General features: G+C 62.6%; 19 protein-coding genes. 12 read left to right on the top strand and 7 right to left on the bottom strand.

Annotation, left to right across the window (positions count from 1 at the left end):
• Nucleotides 1-46 precede the first annotated feature (46 nt).
• Both CFR71_RS11480 and CFR71_RS11475 read right to left on the bottom strand, forming a co-directional pair.
• Nucleotides 47-616, bottom strand: coding sequence for an NADPH-dependent FMN reductase (locus tag CFR71_RS11480; RefSeq protein WP_110531213.1), 570 nt, complete (start codon nt 614-616; stop codon nt 47-49).
• Nucleotides 617-796: 180 nt separating this feature from the next.
• On the bottom strand, nt 797-1,678 hold the full coding sequence (locus CFR71_RS11475; RefSeq protein ID WP_110531211.1) for a pirin family protein: 882 nt from the start codon (nt 1,676-1,678) through the stop codon (nt 797-799).
• Nucleotides 1,679-1,798: 120 nt separating this feature from the next.
• Between CFR71_RS11475 and CFR71_RS11470 the strand changes: the two genes are divergently transcribed.
• From CFR71_RS11470 to CFR71_RS11440, 7 genes are all read left to right on the top strand, one after another.
• Complete coding sequence (locus CFR71_RS11470; RefSeq protein ID WP_110531209.1) at nt 1,799-2,728, top strand: LysR substrate-binding domain-containing protein; 930 nt, start codon at nt 1,799-1,801, stop codon at nt 2,726-2,728.
• A 30-nt stretch (nt 2,729-2,758) separates the two neighbouring features.
• Nucleotides 2,759-3,700: a 2-hydroxyacid dehydrogenase gene (locus CFR71_RS11465; protein ID WP_110531207.1), complete on the top strand. Its 942-nt coding sequence runs from the start codon at nt 2,759-2,761 to the stop codon at nt 3,698-3,700.
• Between the two features lie 163 nt (nt 3,701-3,863).
• A complete protein-coding gene (locus CFR71_RS11460) occupies nt 3,864-5,066 on the top strand; it encodes a lytic transglycosylase domain-containing protein (protein WP_207781377.1) in 1,203 nt (400 codons plus the stop codon).
• 182 nt (nt 5,067-5,248) lie between these two features.
• Nucleotides 5,249-5,380 (top strand): hypothetical protein, encoded by a 132-nt coding sequence (locus tag CFR71_RS17160; RefSeq protein ID WP_275399379.1) that lies wholly within the window; start codon nt 5,249-5,251, stop codon nt 5,378-5,380.
• A gap of 74 nt (nt 5,381-5,454) precedes the next feature.
• A complete protein-coding gene (locus tag CFR71_RS17155; protein ID WP_275405113.1) occupies nt 5,455-5,589 on the top strand; it encodes a hypothetical protein in 135 nt (44 codons plus the stop codon).
• Nucleotides 5,590-5,839: 250 nt separating this feature from the next.
• On the top strand, nt 5,840-7,051 hold the full coding sequence (locus CFR71_RS11445; protein ID WP_338065940.1) for a PepSY-associated TM helix domain-containing protein: 1,212 nt from the start codon (nt 5,840-5,842) through the stop codon (nt 7,049-7,051).
• 54 nt (nt 7,052-7,105) lie between these two features.
• A complete protein-coding gene (locus CFR71_RS11440) occupies nt 7,106-7,702 on the top strand; it encodes an NAD(P)H-dependent oxidoreductase (RefSeq protein WP_110531199.1) in 597 nt (198 codons plus the stop codon).
• A 58-nt stretch (nt 7,703-7,760) separates the two neighbouring features.
• On the opposite strand, the gene CFR71_RS11435 is transcribed toward CFR71_RS11440, so the two are convergent.
• Both CFR71_RS11435 and CFR71_RS11430 read right to left on the bottom strand, forming a co-directional pair.
• Complete coding sequence (locus CFR71_RS11435) at nt 7,761-8,705, bottom strand: PDR/VanB family oxidoreductase (RefSeq protein WP_110531198.1); 945 nt, start codon at nt 8,703-8,705, stop codon at nt 7,761-7,763.
• Between the two features lie 12 nt (nt 8,706-8,717).
• The gene (locus CFR71_RS11430) at nt 8,718-9,770 is read right to left on the bottom strand and encodes an aromatic ring-hydroxylating oxygenase subunit alpha (RefSeq protein WP_110531239.1); all 1,053 of its coding nucleotides are present in this window, start codon (nt 9,768-9,770) and stop codon (nt 8,718-8,720) included.
• A 125-nt stretch (nt 9,771-9,895) separates the two neighbouring features.
• Between CFR71_RS11430 and CFR71_RS11425 the strand changes: the two genes are divergently transcribed.
• Complete coding sequence (locus tag CFR71_RS11425; protein WP_110531195.1) at nt 9,896-10,840, top strand: LysR family transcriptional regulator; 945 nt, start codon at nt 9,896-9,898, stop codon at nt 10,838-10,840.
• 282 nt (nt 10,841-11,122) lie between these two features.
• Complete coding sequence (locus CFR71_RS11420) at nt 11,123-11,707, top strand: hypothetical protein (RefSeq protein ID WP_110531193.1); 585 nt, start codon at nt 11,123-11,125, stop codon at nt 11,705-11,707.
• A gap of 122 nt (nt 11,708-11,829) precedes the next feature.
• On the opposite strand, the gene CFR71_RS11415 is transcribed toward CFR71_RS11420, so the two are convergent.
• A complete protein-coding gene (locus CFR71_RS11415; protein WP_110531191.1) occupies nt 11,830-13,041 on the bottom strand; it encodes a DUF2075 domain-containing protein in 1,212 nt (403 codons plus the stop codon).
• A gap of 221 nt (nt 13,042-13,262) precedes the next feature.
• Here CFR71_RS11415 and CFR71_RS11410 point away from each other — a divergent pair, with 221 nt between their 5' ends.
• Both CFR71_RS11410 and CFR71_RS11405 read left to right on the top strand, forming a co-directional pair.
• Nucleotides 13,263-14,117, top strand: a complete 855-nt coding sequence (locus tag CFR71_RS11410) for an ABC transporter ATP-binding protein (protein WP_239020385.1) — start codon at nt 13,263-13,265, stop codon at nt 14,115-14,117.
• Nucleotides 14,114-15,535: a hypothetical protein gene (locus tag CFR71_RS11405; protein WP_110531189.1), complete on the top strand. Its 1,422-nt coding sequence runs from the start codon at nt 14,114-14,116 to the stop codon at nt 15,533-15,535. Before CFR71_RS11410 ends, CFR71_RS11405 begins: the two co-directional genes overlap by 4 nt.
• Nucleotides 15,536-15,711: 176 nt before the next feature.
• On the opposite strand, the gene CFR71_RS11400 is transcribed toward CFR71_RS11405, so the two are convergent.
• Nucleotides 15,712-17,775 (bottom strand): S46 family peptidase, encoded by a 2,064-nt coding sequence (locus tag CFR71_RS11400; RefSeq protein WP_239020384.1) that lies wholly within the window; start codon nt 17,773-17,775, stop codon nt 15,712-15,714.
• A gap of 309 nt (nt 17,776-18,084) precedes the next feature.
• Between CFR71_RS11400 and CFR71_RS11390 the strand changes: the two genes are divergently transcribed.
• On the top strand, nt 18,085-19,500 hold the full coding sequence (locus CFR71_RS11390) for a PQQ-dependent sugar dehydrogenase (protein WP_110531183.1): 1,416 nt from the start codon (nt 18,085-18,087) through the stop codon (nt 19,498-19,500).
• A gap of 60 nt (nt 19,501-19,560) precedes the next feature.
• Here the strand turns inward: CFR71_RS11390 and CFR71_RS11385 are convergent, their stop codons facing one another.
• Nucleotides 19,561-21,729, bottom strand: a complete 2,169-nt coding sequence (locus CFR71_RS11385) for a prolyl oligopeptidase family serine peptidase (protein ID WP_239020383.1) — start codon at nt 21,727-21,729, stop codon at nt 19,561-19,563.
• Between the last annotated feature and the right edge of the window lie 44 nt (nt 21,730-21,773).

The raw sequence follows: 21,773 nt of genomic DNA, 5'->3' as shown, positions 1-21,773 counted from the left end.
CCATCAGGCAGGAGAGCCGCCAGTCATGACAGGCAGCGTCAGGCGATCAGGGCCGCAGTTTCCGGGCAAACTGGCTGAACGCGGCCAGCTGGGTGGCAAGGAATTCACGCGTCACGCCATCGGTCAGCTCCAGCGTATCCGCATCCACCTTGCCCGCGACCTGCCCGATCATCGCTTCCGGCCGATTCAGGACAAAGGCATTCAGGAAAACCAGGCTCTGGCGCAGGTGATATTGCGCGCGCGCCCCCCCGATCATGCCGGGCGAGGCCGTCTGGATCGCCACGGGCTTGGCTGCCAGAGGCTGCGGCGTGACGCGCGACAGCCAGTCGATGGCATTTTTCAGCACGCCGGGCACGGAATAGTTATATTCCGGCGTAACGATGATGACGCCATCAGCGTTCCTGATGGCCTCGGCCATCGCCAGGACCGGCGGCGGAAATCCCGCATCCTGCGTGTCCTGACTGTAATGGGGAAAATCGGCAATGGAGCCGAGCGGGGAAATCGACACCCCCTCCGGCGCGAGTTCCGGCAGCGCGCGGGCAACCGCAGCATTGAAGGAAGCCTTGCGCAGGCTTCCCAGAAGGGTGACGAAATGCAGGGAAGACTGATTTGTCATTTCAATTATATCCTTGCCTGATAATTATTTTTAACCAACATGGCTTTCGGGAAGACCGGGACATGGCCCTGGAAAGGGCGGCAGCCACAAGATGGTCCCGGTAAAGTTTTTCAAAAATCCTCTGGGCAACGCCGCTTTTTGAAAAAGCGGCGCACCGGAATTTTTATTGTTTTTTCGGTTTCAGACAGCCTCCTGTCCCCGGATCTTTCCGAAACGTCCACCGCGCAGATCCTCGATGGCCTGGCGGATCTGTTCCTGCGTGTTCATGACAAAGGGGCCGTAACCGACCACCGGCTCGTTCAGCGGCTCGCCGGTCAGGACCAGAAAGCTGGTCGCCGCCACGGCCTGAAGGGTCACATCCTCCCCTTCCCTGTCGAAAAGCACGAACTGCGCGCTGTCGAGTTCCTGCTGCCCGTCCACGATCAGGCGCCCTTCCAGGCACACGATGGCGGCATTATGCCCCCGTGGCAGGGTCAGGGATGCATGCGCACCCGCCCGCAGCTGCCCGTCCCAGACGTTCAGGGGCGAAAATGTCCGGGCGGGCCCGTGCACGTCGCCCATGTCCCCCGCGATCACCCGCAGGGTTCCGGCATCATTGGGCAACGCGACCGATGGAATGTCCGCAGCCGTGATGGTCTGGTAAGCCGGGGGCGTGTCCTTGTCCCTGGCGGGAAGGTTGACCCACAGCTGGACCATCCGGAAATCGCCGCCGGTTTTTGCATATGTCGGGGAATGGAATTCCTCGTGCTGGATGCCACTGCCGGCCGTCATCCACTGCACGTCGCCCGGGCCGATAATCCCGCCGCCGCCTGACGAATCCCGGTGCTCGACCTCCCCGTCATAAACGATTGTCACCGTCTCGAAACCGCGATGCGGGTGTTCGCCCACCCCCCGGCGCCCCCCGGTCGGCTGGAAACGGTGCGGACCGGCATAGTCAAGCAGCAGGAAGGGGCTGAGATGTTCCCCGAATCCGGTGTAGGAAAAAAGGGAGCGGACCGGAAAGCCATCCCCCACCCAGTGGCCACGGTCATTTCCATAACGGCCAAGAATCTTCTTCTGCATGGCGCTTCTCCTTTTATCGACGGAACCGCCTGATCCCGCCGCCTTCGATGTTCAACATGGCCTGTCCACATCGTTCCAGAAAGATTGCCAGATCAGACGTTGCGTTCTATTAAAAGGACGATGCAGGATCTCAACGATTTCCTTTATTTCGTGCAGGTCGTAAGGCACGGCGGCTTTTCCGCCGCGGCGCGGGCCTGCGGCATCCAGAAATCGCGCCTCAGCCGCAGGATCCGGATTCTGGAGGAACGCCTGAACGCGCGCCTCATACAGCGTTCCTCGCGACATTTCTGCGTCACCGAACCGGGCCAGCGGTTTTACGAACACTGTGTCGCCATGCTTGCCGAGGCCGAGGCCGCGGAACAGTCCGTGGCACAGCTTCAGGCGGAACCGTGCGGCGTCCTGCGCATGAGCTGCCCCATCACGCTGCTCAACTTCCAGTTCGGCGCGATCCTTGCGCGTTTCATGGTCCGCTACCCTGCCGTGACACTACAGCTCGAAAGCACGAACCGCCGCGTCGATATCCTCAAGGAAGGCTTCGACCTCGCCATCCGCGTCCGTTTCCCCCCGCTGGAGCCATCGGACCTTGTCATGCGGGTGCTGGATACCAGCACGCAGTGCCTGATCGCGGCACCGGGCCTTGTGCCCCGCGTGCTTATGTCCCCGGCCGACCTGAACGGATTGCCAAGCCTCGATTTCAATACGCGTCCCGGCGCCCATTCATGGCTGCTGACGGATACGAAAGGCCAGACGGCGACGGTATTTCATGAACCGCGCCTGATTACCGACAACTTCGCCGTCCTGCGGGAGGCCGCGCTGGCAGGGGTGGGTATCGCGCAGTTGCCCACCATGATGGTCTGGCACGATATCGAGGCGGGACGCCTGGTCCAGGTGCTGCCGGGATGGAAGCCACAGGCGGGCGTGGTCCATGCCGTCTTTCCCTCCCGCCGTGGGCTGGTGCCGGCGGTCAGGGCGCTTCTGGATTTCATGGCGGAGGACTGCGCCACCCAGCGGCGGCTTGCGTCACAGGCTTTTCATGACCCATCCGAATAAGGAACCGAGAGACATGGTGGTGATGGCAGTATGGTGACGCTGGCGGTCGCGGTTGACCCGCATGAGGACTTCGCGCAATGGAAGGAGGCATTTTCCCGGATCATGCCCGACCTGCGCGTTGTCTGGCACGAGGATGCGGACCTGCATCCATCCTGTGTCGATTACCTGCTGGCATGGGACCCGGGTCACGGGACGGCGGCCCGTTTCCCCGCGCTGAAGGCCATTTTATGCGCGGGCGCGGGCATTGACCACCTGCTGCGGGATCCCGACTGGCCGCATGACATCCCGCTGGTCCGGATGGGGGGGGAGGAAACCGCCACCCTGATGGAGGAATATGTCACGTGGGCCTGCCTGTCGCTGATGCGCGAAACGCGGACATGGGCGCTGCAGCAGGAACGCCATGTTTTCCATCGCCACCTGACAACCCGGAGTGCGCGGGACACGACGGTCGGGATCATGGGAATGGGGCATCTGGGCACGCGGGTCGCCCACCGGCTGTCGGCATTTGGCTTTGGCGTGCGCGGATGGTCGCGCACCCCCAGGGACCTGAGCGGGATCGAGGTATTCGCGGGCGATGATGGGATCGCCGATTTCCTTTCGCGGACGGATATCCTCGTCTCCCTCCTGCCCAGCACGCCACGGACCAGGGACCTGATCGACCGGAAACTGCTGTCCCACCTGCCCCGGGGCGCCGGGCTGGTCAATGTGGGCCGCGGCGACCAGCTCCGTGAGGGCGACCTGATGGAAGCCCTTGATGAAGGACGCCTGTCGGGGGCGATCCTTGACGTGTTCCGGCACGAACCCCTGCCCCCCGATTCACCCCTGTGGGATCATCCGGCCATCACGATCACCCCCCACGCGGCCGCCGAAGCGTCACGCATCGGGCAGGTTTCCTATCTGGCGGGGGTCATTGCGGATATCGAACGGGGCGGGACGCCGGAACTGCTGTACAGGCCGGAACGGGGCTATTGATGGCCTGCCGCTGACGAATGGCATGGTCACAAAAGATCATAATTTCGCCGCGCTTGTGTTATTTATGGAATGAAAGCCGGTCATGTCCGTCCGGCATCCGTGGCGCGGAATTATCCGCCCCGGACAGGATGATGAAGCATGGCGCGATGATCGGTTACAGAAGATGATCGGTTACAGGGCGGGAATGGCGGTTGTCCTTACGCTTGGGCTGGCGGGATGCGCCGCGACATCGCCATCTTCCACGCCCGCCCCCCTGTCCGCGGGGCAACGCATCTATCGCGCGCCAGGCAGTGCCGATGATCCGTGGGGACCATATATCCAGGAAGCCGCAGGCCGCTTTTCCGTGCCGGATTCATGGATCCGCGCGGTGATGCAGCAGGAATCAGGCGGCAGGCAATATCTGCAAGGTCAGCTGACGATATCGGAAGCCGGGGCAATGGGGCTGATGCAGCTGATGCCGCAGACCTATTCCGACATGCAGGCCCAGTACGGGCTGGGCGGCGACCCGTATGATCCCCATGACAACATCATGGCCGGCGCGGCCTATATCCGGCAGATGTATGACCGTTTCGGCGCACCCGATTTCCTGGCCGCCTATAACGCGGGGCCGGACCGGCTGGATGAATGGCGCCGCAATGGCAATCCCCTGCCGGACGAAACCGTACAGTATGTCGCCGCCATCACGCCCAATCTGGGTGCTGGCGTCTCCCCCTCCGCGACGATCATGGCGCCCGCCGGGACCACGATGCTTGCCCGTGCCGATGGGGTGGATGCGAATGCCGCCTATGTTCCGCCCGATGATGCCGGCACGGCTCAGGCCGGCACGATTCAGGACCGCGCCATCCGGGGCGACGTTCCGGCATCGCTGTCGCGCACGGCGGATGGCTGCCTGCGCAACGCCGATGCCGCCTATGACCCGGCCGCGCCGTGCCTGATGGATCAGGACACGCCCCATGACGGGAATGGCGATGGCGCGCCGCAACGCACGCCCTCCATCCCCGACAGCACGGTCATGGCCGACAGCGCCGCCATGCCGGATCAGGCCATGCCTGACACCGGCAGCACCCTGGCCGGAACAGGCATGGTTCAGGCCGTAAGCTATACCCCCGCCCCCGGCGGGGGATGGGCCGTGCAGGTCGGGGCATTTTCCACCGATACCGAGGCCCAGCAGGCGCTGCGCCAGACACGCCAGATGATCGGAATGACGCGCGGACGGCTGTCGGATGTGGTCATGCCCGTCTCGACCGGGACAGGCGTGCTCTATCGCGCGCGCCTGACCGGCTTTGCCGCCCCCGACGCATCCGCCGCCTGCCAGACCCTGCATGCCCATGCCATGGCCTGCTTTGCCGTGCCCGCCCGGACATGAGGACGAAAGCCACCAACGCGACGGATGCGCGGCATTCCCGCGCGACGTAAAGGCGCCATTGCAGTCCCGGATTCGTGATCGGATTTCCAGCCCGACGAAGCGGCGGCCACCCCTTTTCCGGCAGTCGCGCCACCCCATATCGGCAGCAGTCGGAGAGATGTTTTTCCGGCTGGGAGGTCACCATGACAATGGGAACTCGTTACCATTCACCCGGAAAGCCGGGAAACCGATCCGATCGCAACACAATGGACCTGTTGGGAATAGGCATCATCGTCCTGACACTGGCCCTGTGGATCGCGCTGACCCTGATCTGAACCGGTCGTCATACCCCGGCGCATGAATGCCCGGCTTTCGCATGCCCGTTCACCTTCATGTTCGGGAGGTTCAAATGTTGAAATATTCGCATCGCCCCGTGCGTACTGACATGTTCCGCAGGGGGAATCTCAACCGCTGGGACATTATCGGCCCGGCAATGCTGGCGGCGGCGTTCGCGCTGTCGACAGCCCTCATCTTCCTTGCATGACAGATGCAATATCGCGAAAAGCCCGGTCCCAAGGCCGGGCTTTTCGTTTGCGCTTCCGGAAACCTTCATCTTCGTCACACCCGGCCATCGTGCGCGAACCGTCCCGCCCATCATAATATCCGCCATGGTCGGCGGGACCTTTTTCCTGATCCCGGCCCCCTTTCATGCCCATACGGACAGGCGCGGCAGGAAACGGCACGGACTGATACTTTTCTATACCTGAATCCTGTGGCCCCGATGGTTGGCGCACATGGCAATGCCTGCTAGCGTCGCCGGACATGTCAGGATCTGGCCAAGAGGTAGTCGCAGGGTGCTTCGTAAAATCCATCGCTGGGTCGGGCTTTTTCTCATGCTCCCCCTCGTCCTGCAGGGCCTGACCGGGACGCTGCTGATCGTCATTCCCCTCCTGCTGCCGGGACCGCCCCATATCAGCGATACCGGGCCGCAGGCCGGGGCGGAGGCGATCATCGCGGCTTCACGCGCCAGCGCGCCACCGGACATGATCCCGTTGCGCTACAACCCCGCCGCCCATCCCGGTGACAGCGCGCTTGTCACCTACGGGCCACCGGGGGAACGCCATCCCACGTCCGAAGTCTTCGTCAATCCGGTTCACCCGGCGGTCATCGGGACATATGTGATCCCGTCGTGGCTGCGTTTCCTGCACAATCTCCATGCCGACCTGTTCCTCCTGCCTTACGGGCAGAGTGCTACGGGGATGATGGGCCTCCTCCTCGGCGGCATGGCGGTCACCGGGCTGATCCTCTGGTGGCGCCCGGGCGTTGCGTTGTGGAAAGCCGGGAAATGGCGCAGGGCCATCCTGATTTCACCTCGCGCGCGTGGCCTGCGCCTGTGGCGGGAGGCACATGTCACCATCGGGTTCTGGCTTTCGTTCATGCTGCTGTTCCTTGCGCTCAGCGGTTCCGTCCTGGCCTTTCCCTTTTCCCGTCCGCTGTTCGGGGTTCACCGTCCCGCGCCCACGGGCCACCATGGCCATCATATGGACGGCGCCCGAAGTGAACACGAACCCGGTGAGCAGGGACTGGATGCGGCACTGGCTGCGCTGAAGGCCCGCATGCCCGAAGCGCACCTGCAGTCGGTACAGCTGGGGGCGCGTCCCGACCAGCAGTCATTCGACGTGGTACTGCCCGCCTATGGCGCCAACCATCCGGCGACGGTGCAGTACAATCCACAAACGGATATCCTGCGCATCAGCCGCGATCCCAGGCAGCAGCGCGCGGGAGAACGGAGCTTCCAGTGGCTGCACACGCTGCATGAGGCGCGGCTGGCGTCTCCCGCGCCCGTGGCTCTGGTTTGGAAAGGCGCCGTGCTGGTAACGGGCATGGGGCTTGTGTTCTTTTCGATTTCGGGCGTGGTCATGTGGACCCTGCGGCGGCGCGCCACGGCACACCGCGCGGCGCAGCGCGGCGACAGCGGCATGACGCCCTCATCGCCGGGCGTGTGATATGATGGTATCAGGTATTCCCGGCCCCCCTTGAACACGCAACAGCAGGACAGGATGAAAAAACTTCTTCTACTGAACGGCGCGAAAGCGTTCGGCCATTCGCATGGCCGCCTGAACACGACATTGCATGACATCGCCACGGAACACCTGTCCCATGCGGGCTTTGAACTGCGCCGGACAACGATCGACGCAGGTTACGACGTGGGGACGGAGGTCGAAAGCTACCTGTGGGCCGATGCCGTCATCTACCAGTTTCCCGGCTGGTGGATGGATGTGCCCTGGATCGTGAAGAAATACCTTGATGAGGTCCTGACGGCCGGCCATGGCAGCCTGTATGCCAACGATGGACGCAGCCGCGCCCACCCCGAACGCAAATACGGGTCCGGTGGGCTGGCGCAGGGCAAGAAATACATGATTTCCACCACGTGGAACGCGCCGGAAGAGGCCTTTACCGACCCCGGGCAGTTTTTCGAGGGGAAAGGCATCGACGGAGTCTTCTTCCCCTTTCACAAGGCACACGAATTCCTGGGAATGTCCCGCCTGCCGACCTTCATGGCGAACAACGTCATCAAGTCCCCCACGGTCGATGCGACAATCGAACGGTATCGCGCCCACCTGACCACGGTGTTCGCCCAGGCCTGCGCCGCCTGAACGCGGCCGGACATACGCCATGGCCGCGGCGTCCCGGAAGCAGTCTGCAAACAGCCCTTCAGAGTTCCAGCACGAGGGAGGAGCCGCGCGCCCTTGAACAGCACAGGGCGATGCTGCGTTCCTGTTCGTCCTGCGTCAGGATCATGTCGCGGTGATCCCCCTCCCCCTGCAGAAGCGGGACGACACACGCACCACACATCCCCTGTTCACAGGACAGGGGAACATCGATCCCCGCATCCAGCAGGGCATAGGCGATGCTCTGTCCCGCTGGGACGCTTACCGTCCGGCCGGTGCGCGACAGGACCACTTCAAACGGCCGGTCAGACTCCCCGACGGGCTGTTCCACGGGCTGGAAATGTTCCCTGCGCACCTGATCGGGACGCCAGCCCGCCGATACGGCATGGGAAGAAACGGCATCCATGAAACCGTTGGGACCGCACAGCATGACGACGGCATCGGGCGCAGGTGCCTCCAGCGCGTCGGGATAGCCGTTCCGAAGGCTGGTGGCCAACGTCACCCGCCCTGATGCAATGTCCTGCGCCAGATCCTGCCTGAACGGTGCGTTCGCAGGATCGCGGACATAGTAATAAAGCCGCCAGTCCGCCCCCCTGTGCCTTAACGTCTGCATCATCGCCATCAGGGGCGTGATGCCAATGCCACCGGCAATCAGGATGTACCGGTTGGCCTCCGGCAGGGGAAAGGCATTGCGGGGGGCGGATATTTCCAGCCCCATTCCCGTTTTCGCCTGTGTGAACAGGGATTCCGATCCCCCGCGGGAAGCCGCATCGCGCTTGACGCAGAGTTCGTAGGTACCCGGCGCGTCCGGCAGGCCGCACAGGGAATACTGGCGCACAGGACCCGCAGGCGTCACGACGTCGATATGCGCCCCGGCCTCGTAAGATGGAAGCGGCGCCCTCCCCTCGGCGGCAAGGAGACGCAGGCGGATGCAGTCGGCGCCTTCGCGCGCGACATCATGGATCACGGCGGAAAGAAAGGAGGTCATGACGTCCGGCCTTCAGGAGGTAAAAAACTGGCTCAGCCCCATCGTGCGCAATGCCCGGCGGTATGCGATGGAACTGCGGTCGGCCATGACATGGGCCTCCAGCGTCGGGTCGAGCGGCAGGTTCTCGGGCTTCTGCGCCTCCACCAGGGCACGGTCTTCCTCAAACACCCGCAGGTTGAAGTCATAGACATCCTGCAGCGGCAGGTCCTTGTCGAAGTTGCGGCACATCGGCGCGAACATCCGGGTCCTGCGCGCCGACACCGGCGAGGCCGCGTTCATGATCACAAGCCGGCCATTATCGGGGAAATGGATTTCCAGCGTCGCGACAAACGGGACATGCACCCGGAAATGACGCAGCCATTCGAACCCCGGCCGTCCGCGATCGGACTTGCCGATGGGGTAATTGCCCACGCTGCTGCGATATTCCGCCTCGAACCCGTCATGGGTCATGCGTGGGGTATAGGGGGGCACCACAGGATTGTCTGGATCGGCGAACGTGTCGGTATGGACAAAGGCGAAATGCGCGACATCGATGAACCCTTCGACCTGCCGTCCCGCAAACCCGGCAATGTCGATCCATGGACAGTTGATCTGCTGATAATCGGGATCATCCCAATGGGGCATCGGCGGTATCTTCGTATCCCCGCCCGGAACAAGGCAGGTCCATATCAGCCCGTAGCGTTCGACCGCCGGATAGGTACGCAGGTTGAGTTTCGCGGGAATGGCGGCATCGGGATGGGCGGGCACCCTGACGCAGCGTCCCTTCGCCCCGAAACGGAAGCCGTGATACGCGCATGCCACCGTCTGACCGTCGCCCTTTCCCATGCTGAGCGGCACGCCACGATGGGGGCACAGGTCATCGGCAATCACGATGTCCGCGCCCGAGCGGTAAATCACCAGCGGCGCATCCAGCAGCGTCACGCCCATCGGCCTGTCCCCCAGATCGCGCACCAGCGCGACCGGATGCCAGCAGCGGGCCAGGATGTTCCAGTCATCGGCGTCGAATGTCACGTCGCGCGGCAGGGACGCGGCGTCGGTCGAACGGGAACACGCGGCATTTGTCATGATGATCTCTCCAGCGAACATGGCCGACAGCGGTCCCGGCCGTTTTTCCACGAAGATCATTTCACATGTGTGCGCATCTCAGATATATCATAATTAATCATTCTTCATTCTCATAATGAGAACGCATGTATCCTTTTTCCCGTTTCCTGACCTATTTCATGGAGGTGGCGCGCCAGAAATCCATCCGCAGGGCGGCCGAGGAACTGCGGATCGCGGGATCGGCCATCAACCGCCACATCCTGTTGGCGGAAGATCAGCTCCAGACGCCGCTGTTCGAACGCCTGCCCACGGGAATGCGCCTGACCGCCGCGGGCGAGTTGCTGTATGGCTGCGCCCGGCGCTGGATGACGGATTATGACGACCTGACCCGCCAGATTGACGAGGTCAAAGGCATAAGGCGCGGACAGGTGGACCTGCTCGCCCCCGAAGCCCTTTCACGCGTCCTGCTGCCGGAACTGATCGCAAGGGTGCAGGCACGGCATCCGGGGGTGGTCCTGAACATCAGCATTCTGGAAAACAAGCGGATACGTCAGGCGCTGCTGTCGGGCGAAGGCGACATCGCCCTTGTGCTTGACCCGGAGGAGATGCGCGACCTGCTGGTCAGAAGCCGCGTTGCCTTTCCGCTGGGCTTTGCATGTCCGCGCGGGCATCCGCTGGCGCGCGGCGGATCGCTCGGCCTGGCGCAATGCGCGCCATATCCGGTGATCGTCCCGGAACCGCCGCTGGCGCTGTCTTCCGTCTTTTCCCGACTGGCGGCGGCGGAGCATGTCGTGCCCATGGTCGCGGCCCGCGCGAACAATGTACAGATGATCAAGTCACTGGTGGCAGAAGGTGTTGGCATCAGTTTCCTGAGCTATCTGGATGTGATGTCCGAAGTCATGCGGGGCGAACTGGCGTTCATGCCCCTGTCCGGCGCGGATGTCCCCCACCTGACGCTGGCGGTGGTGCAGGACCGTACCCGCCAGCTGTCGCGGACCACGCATATGGTCGGGAACATCATCCGCGACATCATGACCCAATATTTGCGGAAAATGACGCAGGACGACGCTCCCGCCGGCCCGGTTACATGAATCCTGTCATTGCCGGATGCCTTGTCCGACAATCATGGCGTGGATGAGGATTCATGTGGCATGCACGAAGCATCGCCTGCCTCTCCCTGCCGCGCATTTGCGTGACAGCCGCAACTGGCGAAGCATTGACGCGGCGACCACGCGCCCTATATTTTCCACAATGGAAGGACAAGGACGGGAACATGGCTGGATACATGGCGATCAGGCCGGAAACCCGCGACCTTCCATGGTTTGTGCCGTATCAACATTCTTCTTGATTTTTCCTGACGAAGGACCGGGAAAATGCCTTTCTTCAGTTCCACCGCGAAATACATCGCGGCTGCCCTGCCCGCCGCCCTGCTTGGCGGCGTCCTGTACACCCAGCCGACGCAGGCCCAGACGCTTATGGTCGTGGATGCGGCCGGGCATCCTGTCGGCATGCTGACGCCCGCACAATCCGCCGCGCCGCCGATGTTCGATGCGATCGACCGGATGATGGATCAGGAATTCGCGGCAATGGAGGCCGAGCAGCGGCGGATGATGGGGCTGGTCAATCAGGTCGTCTCCGCCCCTGCAGGGCGCATGCCCGTTCCCGTCCGCGCGGTTGACGCGCATGGCAGGATGCCACAGGCGACCATGTACCAGACCGTGACAACCATCACGTGGGGCGCAAACGGAACGCCCTGCGCGCAGACGGTCAGCAGCAGTCAGCAGGGACAGGCCGCCCCGGTCGTTCAGGTGGCGACGCGTGGTGATTCCACATGCAATGCCCGCCTTTCTTCGGGAGGGGTTGCGGTCTCGTCACCTTCCCCGCAGGCACGGACCCTGACCCCTGCGGTTGACATGAGCGTGGATCACGTATCCGGGGCTTCGTCGAAACCTTTCTGAAAAATGGCTGTCCTTTCACGGCGGCCCTGCCCCATGCGGGCGGGCAGCCATGAGGGGCTGGCCATGCCGTGGGGCGTCTATCGGCCGCTCCACGGATATCACGTCCGTGGTAATGCTCGCAGTCAGGCCCGCCGGGACGCCATGTCGTGAAGTTTCCTTCGCAAATCCACGTTGCTGGCATAGATATATAATCCCATCGTGCCCCTTGTCATAAGGACATTGATGGAATTGAGGATGATCTGTTCCTGCACGGCTTCCGGATTGTCCAGTGCGCCCCTGCCGGCAAAGGCCGCGCCATCTTCATACCGGTCGGGTTTTATGACGATCCGCTGCGTCCGGGGGTCATAGGTGACACTGGGGCCGAGAATCACGCCGGCATAGTTCAGGTCGAACCCCTGTACCGTATAGACGGATCCCACTTCATCGATCGTGTCCGCCCGCTCCGCCCAGGGCAGGCGCTGTTCCGGCCGTGCGCGGTCCCAGCGCAGCCTGAACCGTCCCTCCTCGATGAAATGATCCTGTCCGTTCAGGACATATGGGTAATCATAGGTCGAAAGCATGCGGCACAGCCCGAACCGGGCGTTCATTGCACAGATGTCGTGATACATTTCCAGCGCATCATCATATATGCGGAAATCAAATTCCTGCCTGGCCGGAAGTGGCAGGATCCGCCTGTTGCAGAAAGCACTTATCCATTCCATGACATCGGGATTGGCCCGGACCCTGAACTGCGTCGTCAGGGTGAAAACCTCATGCGGGACATCATGCAGCAGATGTTCAAGCCGCTGGTCGTCCCAGTAGCTCTTGAATTTCAGGACCTGGCGTGAATCAAACACGATGATCGCGATCCGGCTCAGCCTTATGATTTCCCGAAGATGGTTGTCATGATTGAACCTGTTGTAACTGTCCCTGCGGCTCAGCAGCAGGTGGGCTTCGTCTATGAAGACGATGTCAGCCCTTTTATGCTGCCTGTCCATGGAATTGACAAAGGTCGTGGGACGTTCGTAATCCTTCTTGCGCAATGCCGGAAGGGATTCTGATATGTTCCTGTACAGCTTTATCATTTCCGGATGATTGACCAGCAATACATTATGCGTGCCGCGCAGGACATCGCGGCTGCCGGATGAACGTGCCGCCTCCTGTATCTTTTCGAACGCACTGTTGATGACGAGGCTCTTGCCCGTGCCCGCGTCCCCACGGATGACAAGGACCGCATGTTCCGAATGGATATGATCGCGGCAGAAGCGAAGGATTGCGTGGACCAGTTCTTCCTGTTCCGTGCTGAGGGTACGTCCGGGCAGAAGTTTCAGTTCGGAACTGTTTGTCTGTTGCATCGCCTCGATTATCCGGTGGTCTCTTCATGGTGCCGCGTCGGTGGCCCGTCTGGCGGCGATCCCGTCTTATACCAGAACATGCCGGCCTGCGCGCCATGCGCGAAACAGGGGGCGGCCCGGTCGATTCCGTCCGGCCGCCTTCTTTTTTTGCCGCCATCAGTGAAACCTTGACGCCTTGTTTCCATATCACAATGATAAGGAAACCGAGGTGGAGATACGGCGTGCAGGCTCTGGCGGACGATCCGTTGCGGATCGAGGGTCTCGTAAAAACATATGGCAATCGTCGTGTCCTCGACGGGATCGACCTGACGGTTCATCCGGGCGAGATCACGGCCCTGCTGGGGCCGAATGGCGCCGGCAAGACGACGCTGATTGGCTGCCTGCTGGGGCTGTTGACGCCGGATGCCGGGTCGATCCGGCTGTGGGGCGAAGCGGTGGAGGCACTTGCGCCGCAGACCCGCGCGCGGATCGGTTTCGTGCCGCAGGCCCTGACCGGGTTCACATGGTTCCGCGTGCGCGAACTGATGGATTACCTTGCCCTGTATCGCGAACGGCCGGGCGATCCGCAGGACCCGATATGGGAGGAATGGGCGGCACTTGACCCCACCGCGCGCGTCAGGTCGCTGTCGGGCGGGGAGCGGCAGCGCCTTGCCATCGTGCTGGCGCTGCGCTTCATGCCGGACCTGATCGTGCTTGACGAACCGGTGGCAAGCCTCGACCCGCAGGCCCGCCACGATTTCATGCGTCTGCTGCCGCAATATGCACGGCGACAGGGGGCAAGCGTCCTGATCTCCTCGCACATCATTTCCGATCTGGAAAACATCTCGGACCGGGTGGTCATCATGCGCCACGGTCAGGTCCGCTTCGACATGGCGGAACCCGATATCATGAATTCGATCCGCTCCATTTCCGCGACGCCCCCCCCTGAATGGGGCCTTGAGATCCTGGCCGGGGAAAAGGACGGTCCCGTATGGGTGCGCGGCTGGCGCGAAGGGCTGGACATGGCGGCGGCAGATGCCGGCATTGCCGTGGCGATGCCCGAACTTGAACACCTGTTCCTCGCGCTGTCGCGATGATGAAGGATATCCTCCATGCGCTGAGGCTCTATGCCTCTCCCGTGCTGTTCCGCGAAAACGGGGCGCTGACCGCTGCCCTGTTCTACCTTGGCGTAATGGGGTACGAGATCGTCCAGCACAGGCATGACGTCCTGTGGCATGACGGTTATTTCACCCAGTCGCCCGCCCTTGGGCAATGGTGGTGGCTGGCGCAGCAGATGCTGTTTGTCGCGTTCGCGCTGCAATACTGGCGACAGGTGCGTTCCCCCCTGTCGGCCTTTTATCCCCGCATGCTGAAGGGCGAATACGGGGCGATACTGATCATGCTGGGCGGTGGGATGGTGGTTCTCGCGCTGCCCATGATGATCGTGAAGGCGCCGATCCTCAACACGCTTGCGCTTGAGACGATTTCCCTGCCTATGGCGGTTGGCAGCAATCTGGGGATGCCAAAGACACTTCGCCCACGCATTCGCTGGCTGCGTTCGGCACTGACACTGCTTGTTTTCCTGCTGTTCCTGTTTCCAAAGATGCAGGACAGGATTCTGTCCGCCCCATGGTTCGTGGCACTCGGCCTGATCATCGCCGGCGTGATCCTGACATTGATTGAACTGCACTACGCGCCTTTCCCGACCCCCGCGACCAATCAGGCGCGCCTGCCTGATACAGATGCAAAAGCGAAACTGTCACGCGCCCGTCTCCTCTCGCCCGTGCTGGACCGCGTGCTGCGCGTGGTGTTCTGGCAACCGCCGTGGCTGAGGCACATGCCGGTGCCACAGGCCTTCAACATGACAGCCCCCATGACATTGGTACTGCTCACCATATCCATGAGCATCGGCTTCATGATCGTCGCCACAGCCATCGTGGCGGCAACACACCAACGCTGGCCGCAATGGCACGATGCCCTGGCCGGTCTTGAACCGGTTCCGCAATTCATCTGCATGCTCAGCGCGATGAGCCTGTCGCAATGGCTTGTCGCCCGCCGGAACTGGCCCTTCCTGTTTACGCTGGGTCCGTTCGGTCATCGCAGCGTCTTCGCGCGTCGCCTGTACCGCACGCATTTCCTGCAGGCGATACAGACGGCGGTGATCGCGTCGGTCCTTGCATGTGGCATCGCGATCGGACGGGGTGCATTGCCACCCTCGCGCGCGCCGGCGGCGACACTTGCGGTCATCTGCGCGATCATGGGGGCATCGTATGTGCCAAGCCTTACGGTCTTTGCGGCCCGGGCCGCGCGGCCCGGCCTTACGCAGATGCTTTCCACGGTCAGCGCGACAATGGGCGTGCAGCTTGCCGCGGAGATTTTCCTCGGGCCCGACCATGTCCCGTCATGGGCATGGCTGACGGCGGCGGCACTGGTCCCCTTCTGCATCGTGATCGCCATGTTCGCGCCTGCGGCCCTTGCCCGCGCCGACTGGCCCATCGAACCTCCCGCGCTGTAGGGAAAGGGTGTCGCCTTTTTTAAAAAGGCGATGTTCCCTGAAGCTTTTTGCAAAAAGCTTCACCAAAAACTCTTATGATTTCCAGGAATTGTCGGGGCTGCCTTTTCGGACAGCCTCCACAGGCAGCCAGAATGGCCGACCCGGGGCCGAAAATCCCCGGTCGGCCTTTACCCCGGTCAGGGCTTCGTGGCGCCCGACGTCGTCGCCTGATGTCCGTCGATCAGTTCATGCACCAGCGTGGGTTCGTTATACACATCCCGCAGCGCCGCGATGATGGCGCTGGTATCGGTCGAAACCGCCCGGTTGTTGGAAATGTCGTAATAGAGGTCGCCCGCCAGACTGGGCAGGTTGCCATCGAAAATCAGCCCGACCGCATGACCATTGCGGTCAATGACCGGCGATCCCGAATTGCCGCCGACGATATCGTTCGTTGAAACAAAATCGACATGGGTCGCGGGGTCCACCTTGGATTTCGCATCCAGCCAGCGTTTCGGCAGTTCGAACGGATCGCTGCCGGTGGCATGACGGTACATGCCCGCGAAATCGGTAAAGGGCGGGATGTCCTTGCCATTTTCCGTCCATCCCTTGACCGTGCCCCACGACAGCCGGGGGGAGAACGTCGCGTCGGGATAGATATCATCGGCATGTCCCTCCGCCCTGGCCCGTGCGAAGATGGCGCGCGCGATATCGCCTTCGGCCTTGTGCAGCGGCGATGTCACTTCGTTGAGCATCCGTTCACGCATCTGGGCATAGGCGGGATAGATCCTGCGGGCGAAAACGACCATCGGGTCGGATGACGCTTCCACCGCTTTCTGCCCACCTTTCCACAGCGCCACGCGCACGGCGGGATCGGCCAGCTTCGTCCCCTTCACCAGCCGGGCGGCCAGCGCCTCCGGGCTGTCGGTGCCAAGGACGGTCCTGACCAGTTCATCATCCGCCCCCAGCGTCTGGCGCATCAGGGTCAGGCCAAGGGCAAGGGTGTCGGTTTCCAATTGAGGATAGACGGGCTCCTTCGCGCCAAGGGACGTCTCGACTTCGCCAAGCTGCGCCTCATGGTACCCCGCATGCCGTTTTGCATCCGGCTTTTCACGCTCGCTCGCCCCGTCCACCAGCGTCATGGCATCCTCCGCCAGTCCCGGCAGGGCCATGCGCAGCGCCAGATGGGCGGGAAAGAGGGTCTTTTCGACCGCGATGGCCTGTTCAATGTCGTGGAAAGGCTGGCCATACTCCTTGCGACGGCCCGCATCCGCATCGATCCAGGACTGCAGGGCCGCATCCTCCTTCGCACGGCGCGCGACAATGTCACCCGTGCGCAGCGCGGCCTGCGTGCCGGAATAGGATTTCAGCCCGTTCTGGATGCTGAAAAGCGCATCCTCCGCTTCCTTGGCGTGTCCGGGGCTCTGTCGGGAATATTCCCACAGCATCCCCTCGCGGGTGGAAAGGTATCCGATGATCGCGGGATTGACGATATCGCGCTGGAACGCCAGGGCAGATGCCGGAAGGCTGCGTTGCGTCCGGCCCGGATTGCCCGACGTGAACACCAGGTCCCCCGCCTTTGGCCCCATGGGATCGAATTGCAGGAACGGGGTATGGACCGGCTTGCCCCCGTCATAGACCCGCAGCATCGAAAGATCGATGTCATAGCGCGGATAGCTGAAATTGTCGGGATCGCCGCCGAAGAAAGCAATCCCCTGTTCTGGCGCCATGACGACGCGCACGTCCTGATAGCGGCGATAGCGATAAAGCGCGGTCTGCCCCCCATGGAACAGCGAAACCATGTCACAGCGCCAGTGCGTCGGATCGCCATTGACGCAATCCTTCGTCAGTTCGCTTTCCACCTGCTGGAGGGCCGCCGTATAGGCCGCACCGCTCGTGCCCTTTGTCGCGTCGGTCACGCGGGCGGACACGTCGCTGATGTTGTCGAGCCGGTCAAGCTCCATGCCCGGGCACTGGCGCTCCTCGGCGGGGGAGTGGGAGTAAAAGCCGTTACGGAAATAATCGTGCGTCTTGTCAGACAGCGCAGCGAGGCAGGAATTGGCGCAGTGATGGTTGGTCATGACCAGCCCGTCCCCCGACACGAAGGAGGCGGAACACCCTTCGGCAAGCCGCGCCGACGACTGCACGACATGCTGGATCCACGCGGCATCGGGCGCGAACCCGTAGGTTTTCTGCAAGGTTGCGACAGGCAGGTGGTTGAACGTCCACATGCCTTCTTCCGCGCGGGCGGTACCCGTTGCCACCAGGGCCAGGAAAACGGATGCGGACCCGAGGAGAAATGATTTTGACAGCATAAGACACCCGATAAAATATAATATTATAACATACCACATCATGACGTGGCGTTTTTGGCAAGCCCGGCGGACAGCCGCGCAAGGGAAGGAAAAATATCCTGTGCCTTTTCCCACGCGGGAACATGATGTGACCACGGACAGGAAACCTGCAAAGGGAATTGTCTGTTGTGCATGACAGGATGCCCGAAGCGCGACGAGATGGGCGGCGCAGCCCCGATGGCCGCAATATCGGCATCGGGCATGAACGAGGAGTGCGGAATGAAGACAGGTTACAGGTTTTACCTGACCGGCGCGGTGGTCGGCATCGTGGTGATCGGGCTGGCGGGATGGAGAATCGTCGTCCATCCCGAACAGGCCTCCCTGCCGGTCACGGCCGGCATCGGACCGCACCCTGCCCTTCCCGCGCCCAACCAGACCCTGATGCCGACCGTCAATATCGCCACGCCTGTCGGATGGCACGACGGGTCGCACCCCGTCGTGGCGCCGGGCCTGAGCGTCGAAAGCTATGCCACCGGCCTCGATCACCCGCGCTGGCTCTATAGGCTGCCGAATGGCGATATCCTCGTCGCTGAAAGCAATTCGCCCGGAACGGATGTCCGGACGCTGAAAAGCCGCGTCGCCCGCTTCATCCAGGGACAGGTCGGCGCGGGCGAAAAAAGCCCAAACCGCATCATCCTGCTGCGTGATACAAAGGGGGACGGCCATGCCGACATGCGCACGGTGTTCCTCGATGGCCTGTATTCCCCCTTTGGCATGGCGCTGGTGGGCAATGACCTGTATGTCGCCAATGCCAACGCCCTGATGCGTTTTCCCTATCATGATGGCGAGACACGCATTACCGAACCGGGGGTAAAGGTGGTGGACCTGCCCGCCGGGTACAACCATCACTGGACCAAGAACGTCATCGCCAGTCCCGATGGAAAACAGCTTTACATAACGGTCGGTTCAAACAGCAACGTCGCTGACAACGGCATGGACGCGGAAAAGGGACGCGCGGCGATTTACCAGTACGACCTGGCGTCCGGCACGATGCGCGAATACGCAACCGGCCTGCGCAATCCCAACGGACTGGGATGGGAACCCACGACGGGCGCGCTGTGGGTCGCGGTCAATGAACGTGATGAAATCGGCAGCGACATCGTGCCCGATTACATAACCGCCGTTAAGGAAGGCGCCTTTTACGGCTGGCCCTACAGCTATTACGGGCAGCATGTCGATGTGCGCGTACAGCCCCGGCGCCCGGACCTCGTGGCGCGCGCGATCGCGCCGGATTACGCGCTGGGACCGCATACAGCATCGCTTGGCATCGCATTTTCCGGCGGCAGCCTGTTGCCCGAAGACTGGCGGCAGGGGCTGTTTGTCGCGCAGCACGGTTCATGGAACCGCCTGCCCAAAAGCGGCTATCGTGTCATCTATGTCCCGTTCGTCGACGGCCATCCCTCAGGAACGCCCAAAGATGTCCTGACGGGTTTCCTGACCCCTGACGAAAAGCATGTCCACGGCCGGCCGGTGGGCCTGACGCTGGATCGCGACGGGGCTCTGCTTGTCGCTGATGACGTGGGCAACACCGTCTGGCGGGTGACCGGCACGCAACCGGCGCAGCCCCCCGCCCCTGCCGCTTCCCCAGACACTGCCCCAGACGCTGCCCCGGGCGCTTCCCCTGCCACCGAGTGATACCCATCAGGCCGCGCATGATGGCGGGACAGGCCGCCGTCATGCACGATCGGGGCGTGATTACAGCTTCATTCCCAGCTGATCGAACAGGAACGCCACGTAATCGGCGGTCTGTCCCAGACGCACGTTGACGGCGCTGCCCATGCCGTGTCCCGCCTTGTCACTGATGGAAAGGTAGATCGGATATCCCGATGCCGTATCGGCCTGAAGCTTTGCGATCATCTTGCGCGACTGCGCGGGATTGACGCGCCCGTCATGCGTTCCCGTCGCCATGAAGACGGCCGGATACTTCACCCCCGGCCTGACGGCCTGGTACGGGGAATAGGCGATCATGGCGCGGAACTGTGCCGGATCGCGGACCGTTCCGAACTCCGTCACGTTGAATTCACCATTGGGGTCCAGTTCGATCCGCGTCATGTCGTAAATCCCCACAAGCGACACGACCGCGCGGTAAAGTTCCGGTGTCTGCGTCATCGCGGCCCCCATCAGCAGGCCGCCATTGCTGCCGCCAAGGGCCGCAAGCCGGGTGGGAGAGGTATATCCGTCCGCGATCAGCTGGCGGCTGACGGCAGCGAAATCGTCAAAGACGTTCTGCTTGTGCGTCAGGGCGCCATCCTCGTGCCATGTCGCCCCGAATTCCCCGCCGCCGCGCAGGTTGGTATCAACATAGACGCCGCCCGCGTCCAGCCATGCGCGCATCCATGCCCCGAGGAAGCGCGGCGTTTCCGAAATTCCATATCCGCCGTATCCGTAAACCAGCGTCGGGTTCTGGCCATCGCGTTCGGTTCCCTTGCGCCGGATGACCGTCATCGGCACGCGGGTTCCGTCACGTGACGTCGCCGTGGCGCGCACGGCCTCGCAGTCGGCGAATGAAATCGGGCTTGTGCTCGACAGCGGGGTCGCCTTCAGCTTTCCCGTGCGGGGGCGGTAGCGCATCACCTGATGCGGGGTCAGGTAGCTGTTGAAGGATACCAGCATGTCCCCATGGGAAATGGGGGTCACGTCCGAAACCGAAATCACCGAAGGCAGGGGAAGGTCGCCTTTCGGCTTCCCGTCGGGGGCAAAGACCGAGACACGGCTCGGCCCGCCGACCATTTCGCGCACATACAGCGCATCACGCGTCGCGATCACCGGCGCGCCGCCAAATTCCGCCCCACCCATGATGACGCCATCGCCCTGCGCGATCAGCCGTTTCGCATCCGCCACCGCCGGGTGATCGACGCTTGCCTCAAGGATTTCGCCACGCGGCGCGTTCTTGCGCGACACGAGGTAGATATGATCGTCCGGACCGATCGCGGCGGCGACGACACGGTCATCGAAATCGCTGATGCGCGTCACCTGTCCGGTCTTCTGGTTGATGACGTATTGCTGGAACCGGCCACCATCGCCATCCTCGACCGAGATCAGCACGGCATTCGCGTTCTGGCTTACGCCGTAATTGTCCAGCGCGATTTCCGCGATCTTGGGGAAATCCCGTCCCGCGACATAAACATCCTGCGATACCGGCGTCCCGAGCCTGTGGTACCAGACCTGCTGGTAGAAATGGCGGTCCGCCTCGGGCCGTTCATCGCCGGGATAGCGGGTGTACCAGAACCCGCTGCTGTCGGATTTCCATGCCAGGCTGCCGCCCGCAGTCGGGTATTGCGCGCGGGGCACGATATCGGCGGTCTCCCTGCCGGTCTTCGTGTCGAATACATGCACGGTCCCATCTTCCGTCCCGTTCCGCGACAGGGACACGGCCAGCAGCCTGCCATCGGGTGACGGGACGCTCCAGTCGATGGCGGTCTGCCCGGACGGGTCGATGACGTTGGGATCGACGATCGTGCGGAACGTTTTCGGACTGGCGTCGCCATTCATGACGCCAACCACCGGCTGCTGGTGCGGCGGCAGCATGGCCTGCGCGAACACATGACCACCCGCGAGATGGAAATCCGAATAGGACGGCGACTGCGCCCGATAGGCGGCCATCAGACGGTCAAAGATCACCTGCCGCTGCGACAGGTGATCGAGATAGGCGCGGGTGCGCTGGTTCTGCGCCGCCGACCATGCGATGACCTTCGGGTCGTCACTGTTTTCCAGCCAGCGATACGGATCGGTCACGCGCACGCCGTGATAGGTCTGTGAAACCGGGTGTACCGGGGTCGGTGGCGCGCCCGGATCGGCCGCCCAGGCCGTGGAGCCCATGAACAGGGCAAACAGTGAAAGCGGCAGGAGCTTCGGACGCGGCATCGGATCAAACCTTCGGTCATCGCAACGAACCCCGAGCGGTAGAT

The sequence above is a fragment of the Novacetimonas pomaceti genome (assembly GCF_003207955.1).
Classification (GTDB): domain Bacteria; phylum Pseudomonadota; class Alphaproteobacteria; order Acetobacterales; family Acetobacteraceae; genus Novacetimonas; species Novacetimonas pomaceti.
Note: the sequence above shows the minus strand (reverse complement) of the source record. Positions and strands in the feature narration are given on the sequence as shown.

Bases quoted from the DNA above. Each gene is read 5' to 3' on its own strand.
- CFR71_RS11470 (WP_110531209.1), top strand. From the start codon at position 1,799: ATGCAGGATCTCAACGATTTCCTTTATTTCGTGCAGGTCGTAAGGCAC.
- CFR71_RS11390 (WP_110531183.1), top strand. From the start codon at position 18,085: ATGAAGACAGGTTACAGGTTTTACCTGACCGGCGCGGTGGTCGGCATC.
- CFR71_RS11385 (WP_239020383.1), bottom strand. From the start codon at position 21,729: ATGCCGCGTCCGAAGCTCCTGCCGCTTTCACTGTTTGCCCTGTTCATG.
- CFR71_RS11435 (WP_110531198.1), bottom strand. From the start codon at position 8,705: ATGACCTCCTTTCTTTCCGCCGTGATCCATGATGTCGCGCGCGAAGGC.
- CFR71_RS11445 (WP_338065940.1), top strand. From the start codon at position 5,840: ATGGCAATGCCTGCTAGCGTCGCCGGACATGTCAGGATCTGGCCAAGA.
- CFR71_RS11425 (WP_110531195.1), top strand. From the start codon at position 9,896: ATGTATCCTTTTTCCCGTTTCCTGACCTATTTCATGGAGGTGGCGCGC.
- CFR71_RS11430 (WP_110531239.1), bottom strand. From the start codon at position 9,770: ATGACAAATGCCGCGTGTTCCCGTTCGACCGACGCCGCGTCCCTGCCG.
- CFR71_RS11420 (WP_110531193.1), top strand. From the start codon at position 11,123: ATGCCTTTCTTCAGTTCCACCGCGAAATACATCGCGGCTGCCCTGCCC.
- CFR71_RS11415 (WP_110531191.1), bottom strand. From the start codon at position 13,041: ATGCAACAGACAAACAGTTCCGAACTGAAACTTCTGCCCGGACGTACC.
- CFR71_RS11475 (WP_110531211.1), bottom strand. From the start codon at position 1,678: ATGCAGAAGAAGATTCTTGGCCGTTATGGAAATGACCGTGGCCACTGG.
- CFR71_RS11480 (WP_110531213.1), bottom strand. From the start codon at position 616: ATGACAAATCAGTCTTCCCTGCATTTCGTCACCCTTCTGGGAAGCCTG.
- CFR71_RS11440 (WP_110531199.1), top strand. From the start codon at position 7,106: ATGAAAAAACTTCTTCTACTGAACGGCGCGAAAGCGTTCGGCCATTCG.
- CFR71_RS11460 (WP_207781377.1), top strand. From the start codon at position 3,864: ATGATCGGTTACAGGGCGGGAATGGCGGTTGTCCTTACGCTTGGGCTG.
- CFR71_RS17160 (WP_275399379.1), top strand. From the start codon at position 5,249: ATGACAATGGGAACTCGTTACCATTCACCCGGAAAGCCGGGAAACCGA.
- CFR71_RS11465 (WP_110531207.1), top strand. From the start codon at position 2,759: ATGGTGACGCTGGCGGTCGCGGTTGACCCGCATGAGGACTTCGCGCAA.
- CFR71_RS11405 (WP_110531189.1), top strand. From the start codon at position 14,114: ATGATGAAGGATATCCTCCATGCGCTGAGGCTCTATGCCTCTCCCGTG.
- CFR71_RS17155 (WP_275405113.1), top strand. From the start codon at position 5,455: ATGTTGAAATATTCGCATCGCCCCGTGCGTACTGACATGTTCCGCAGG.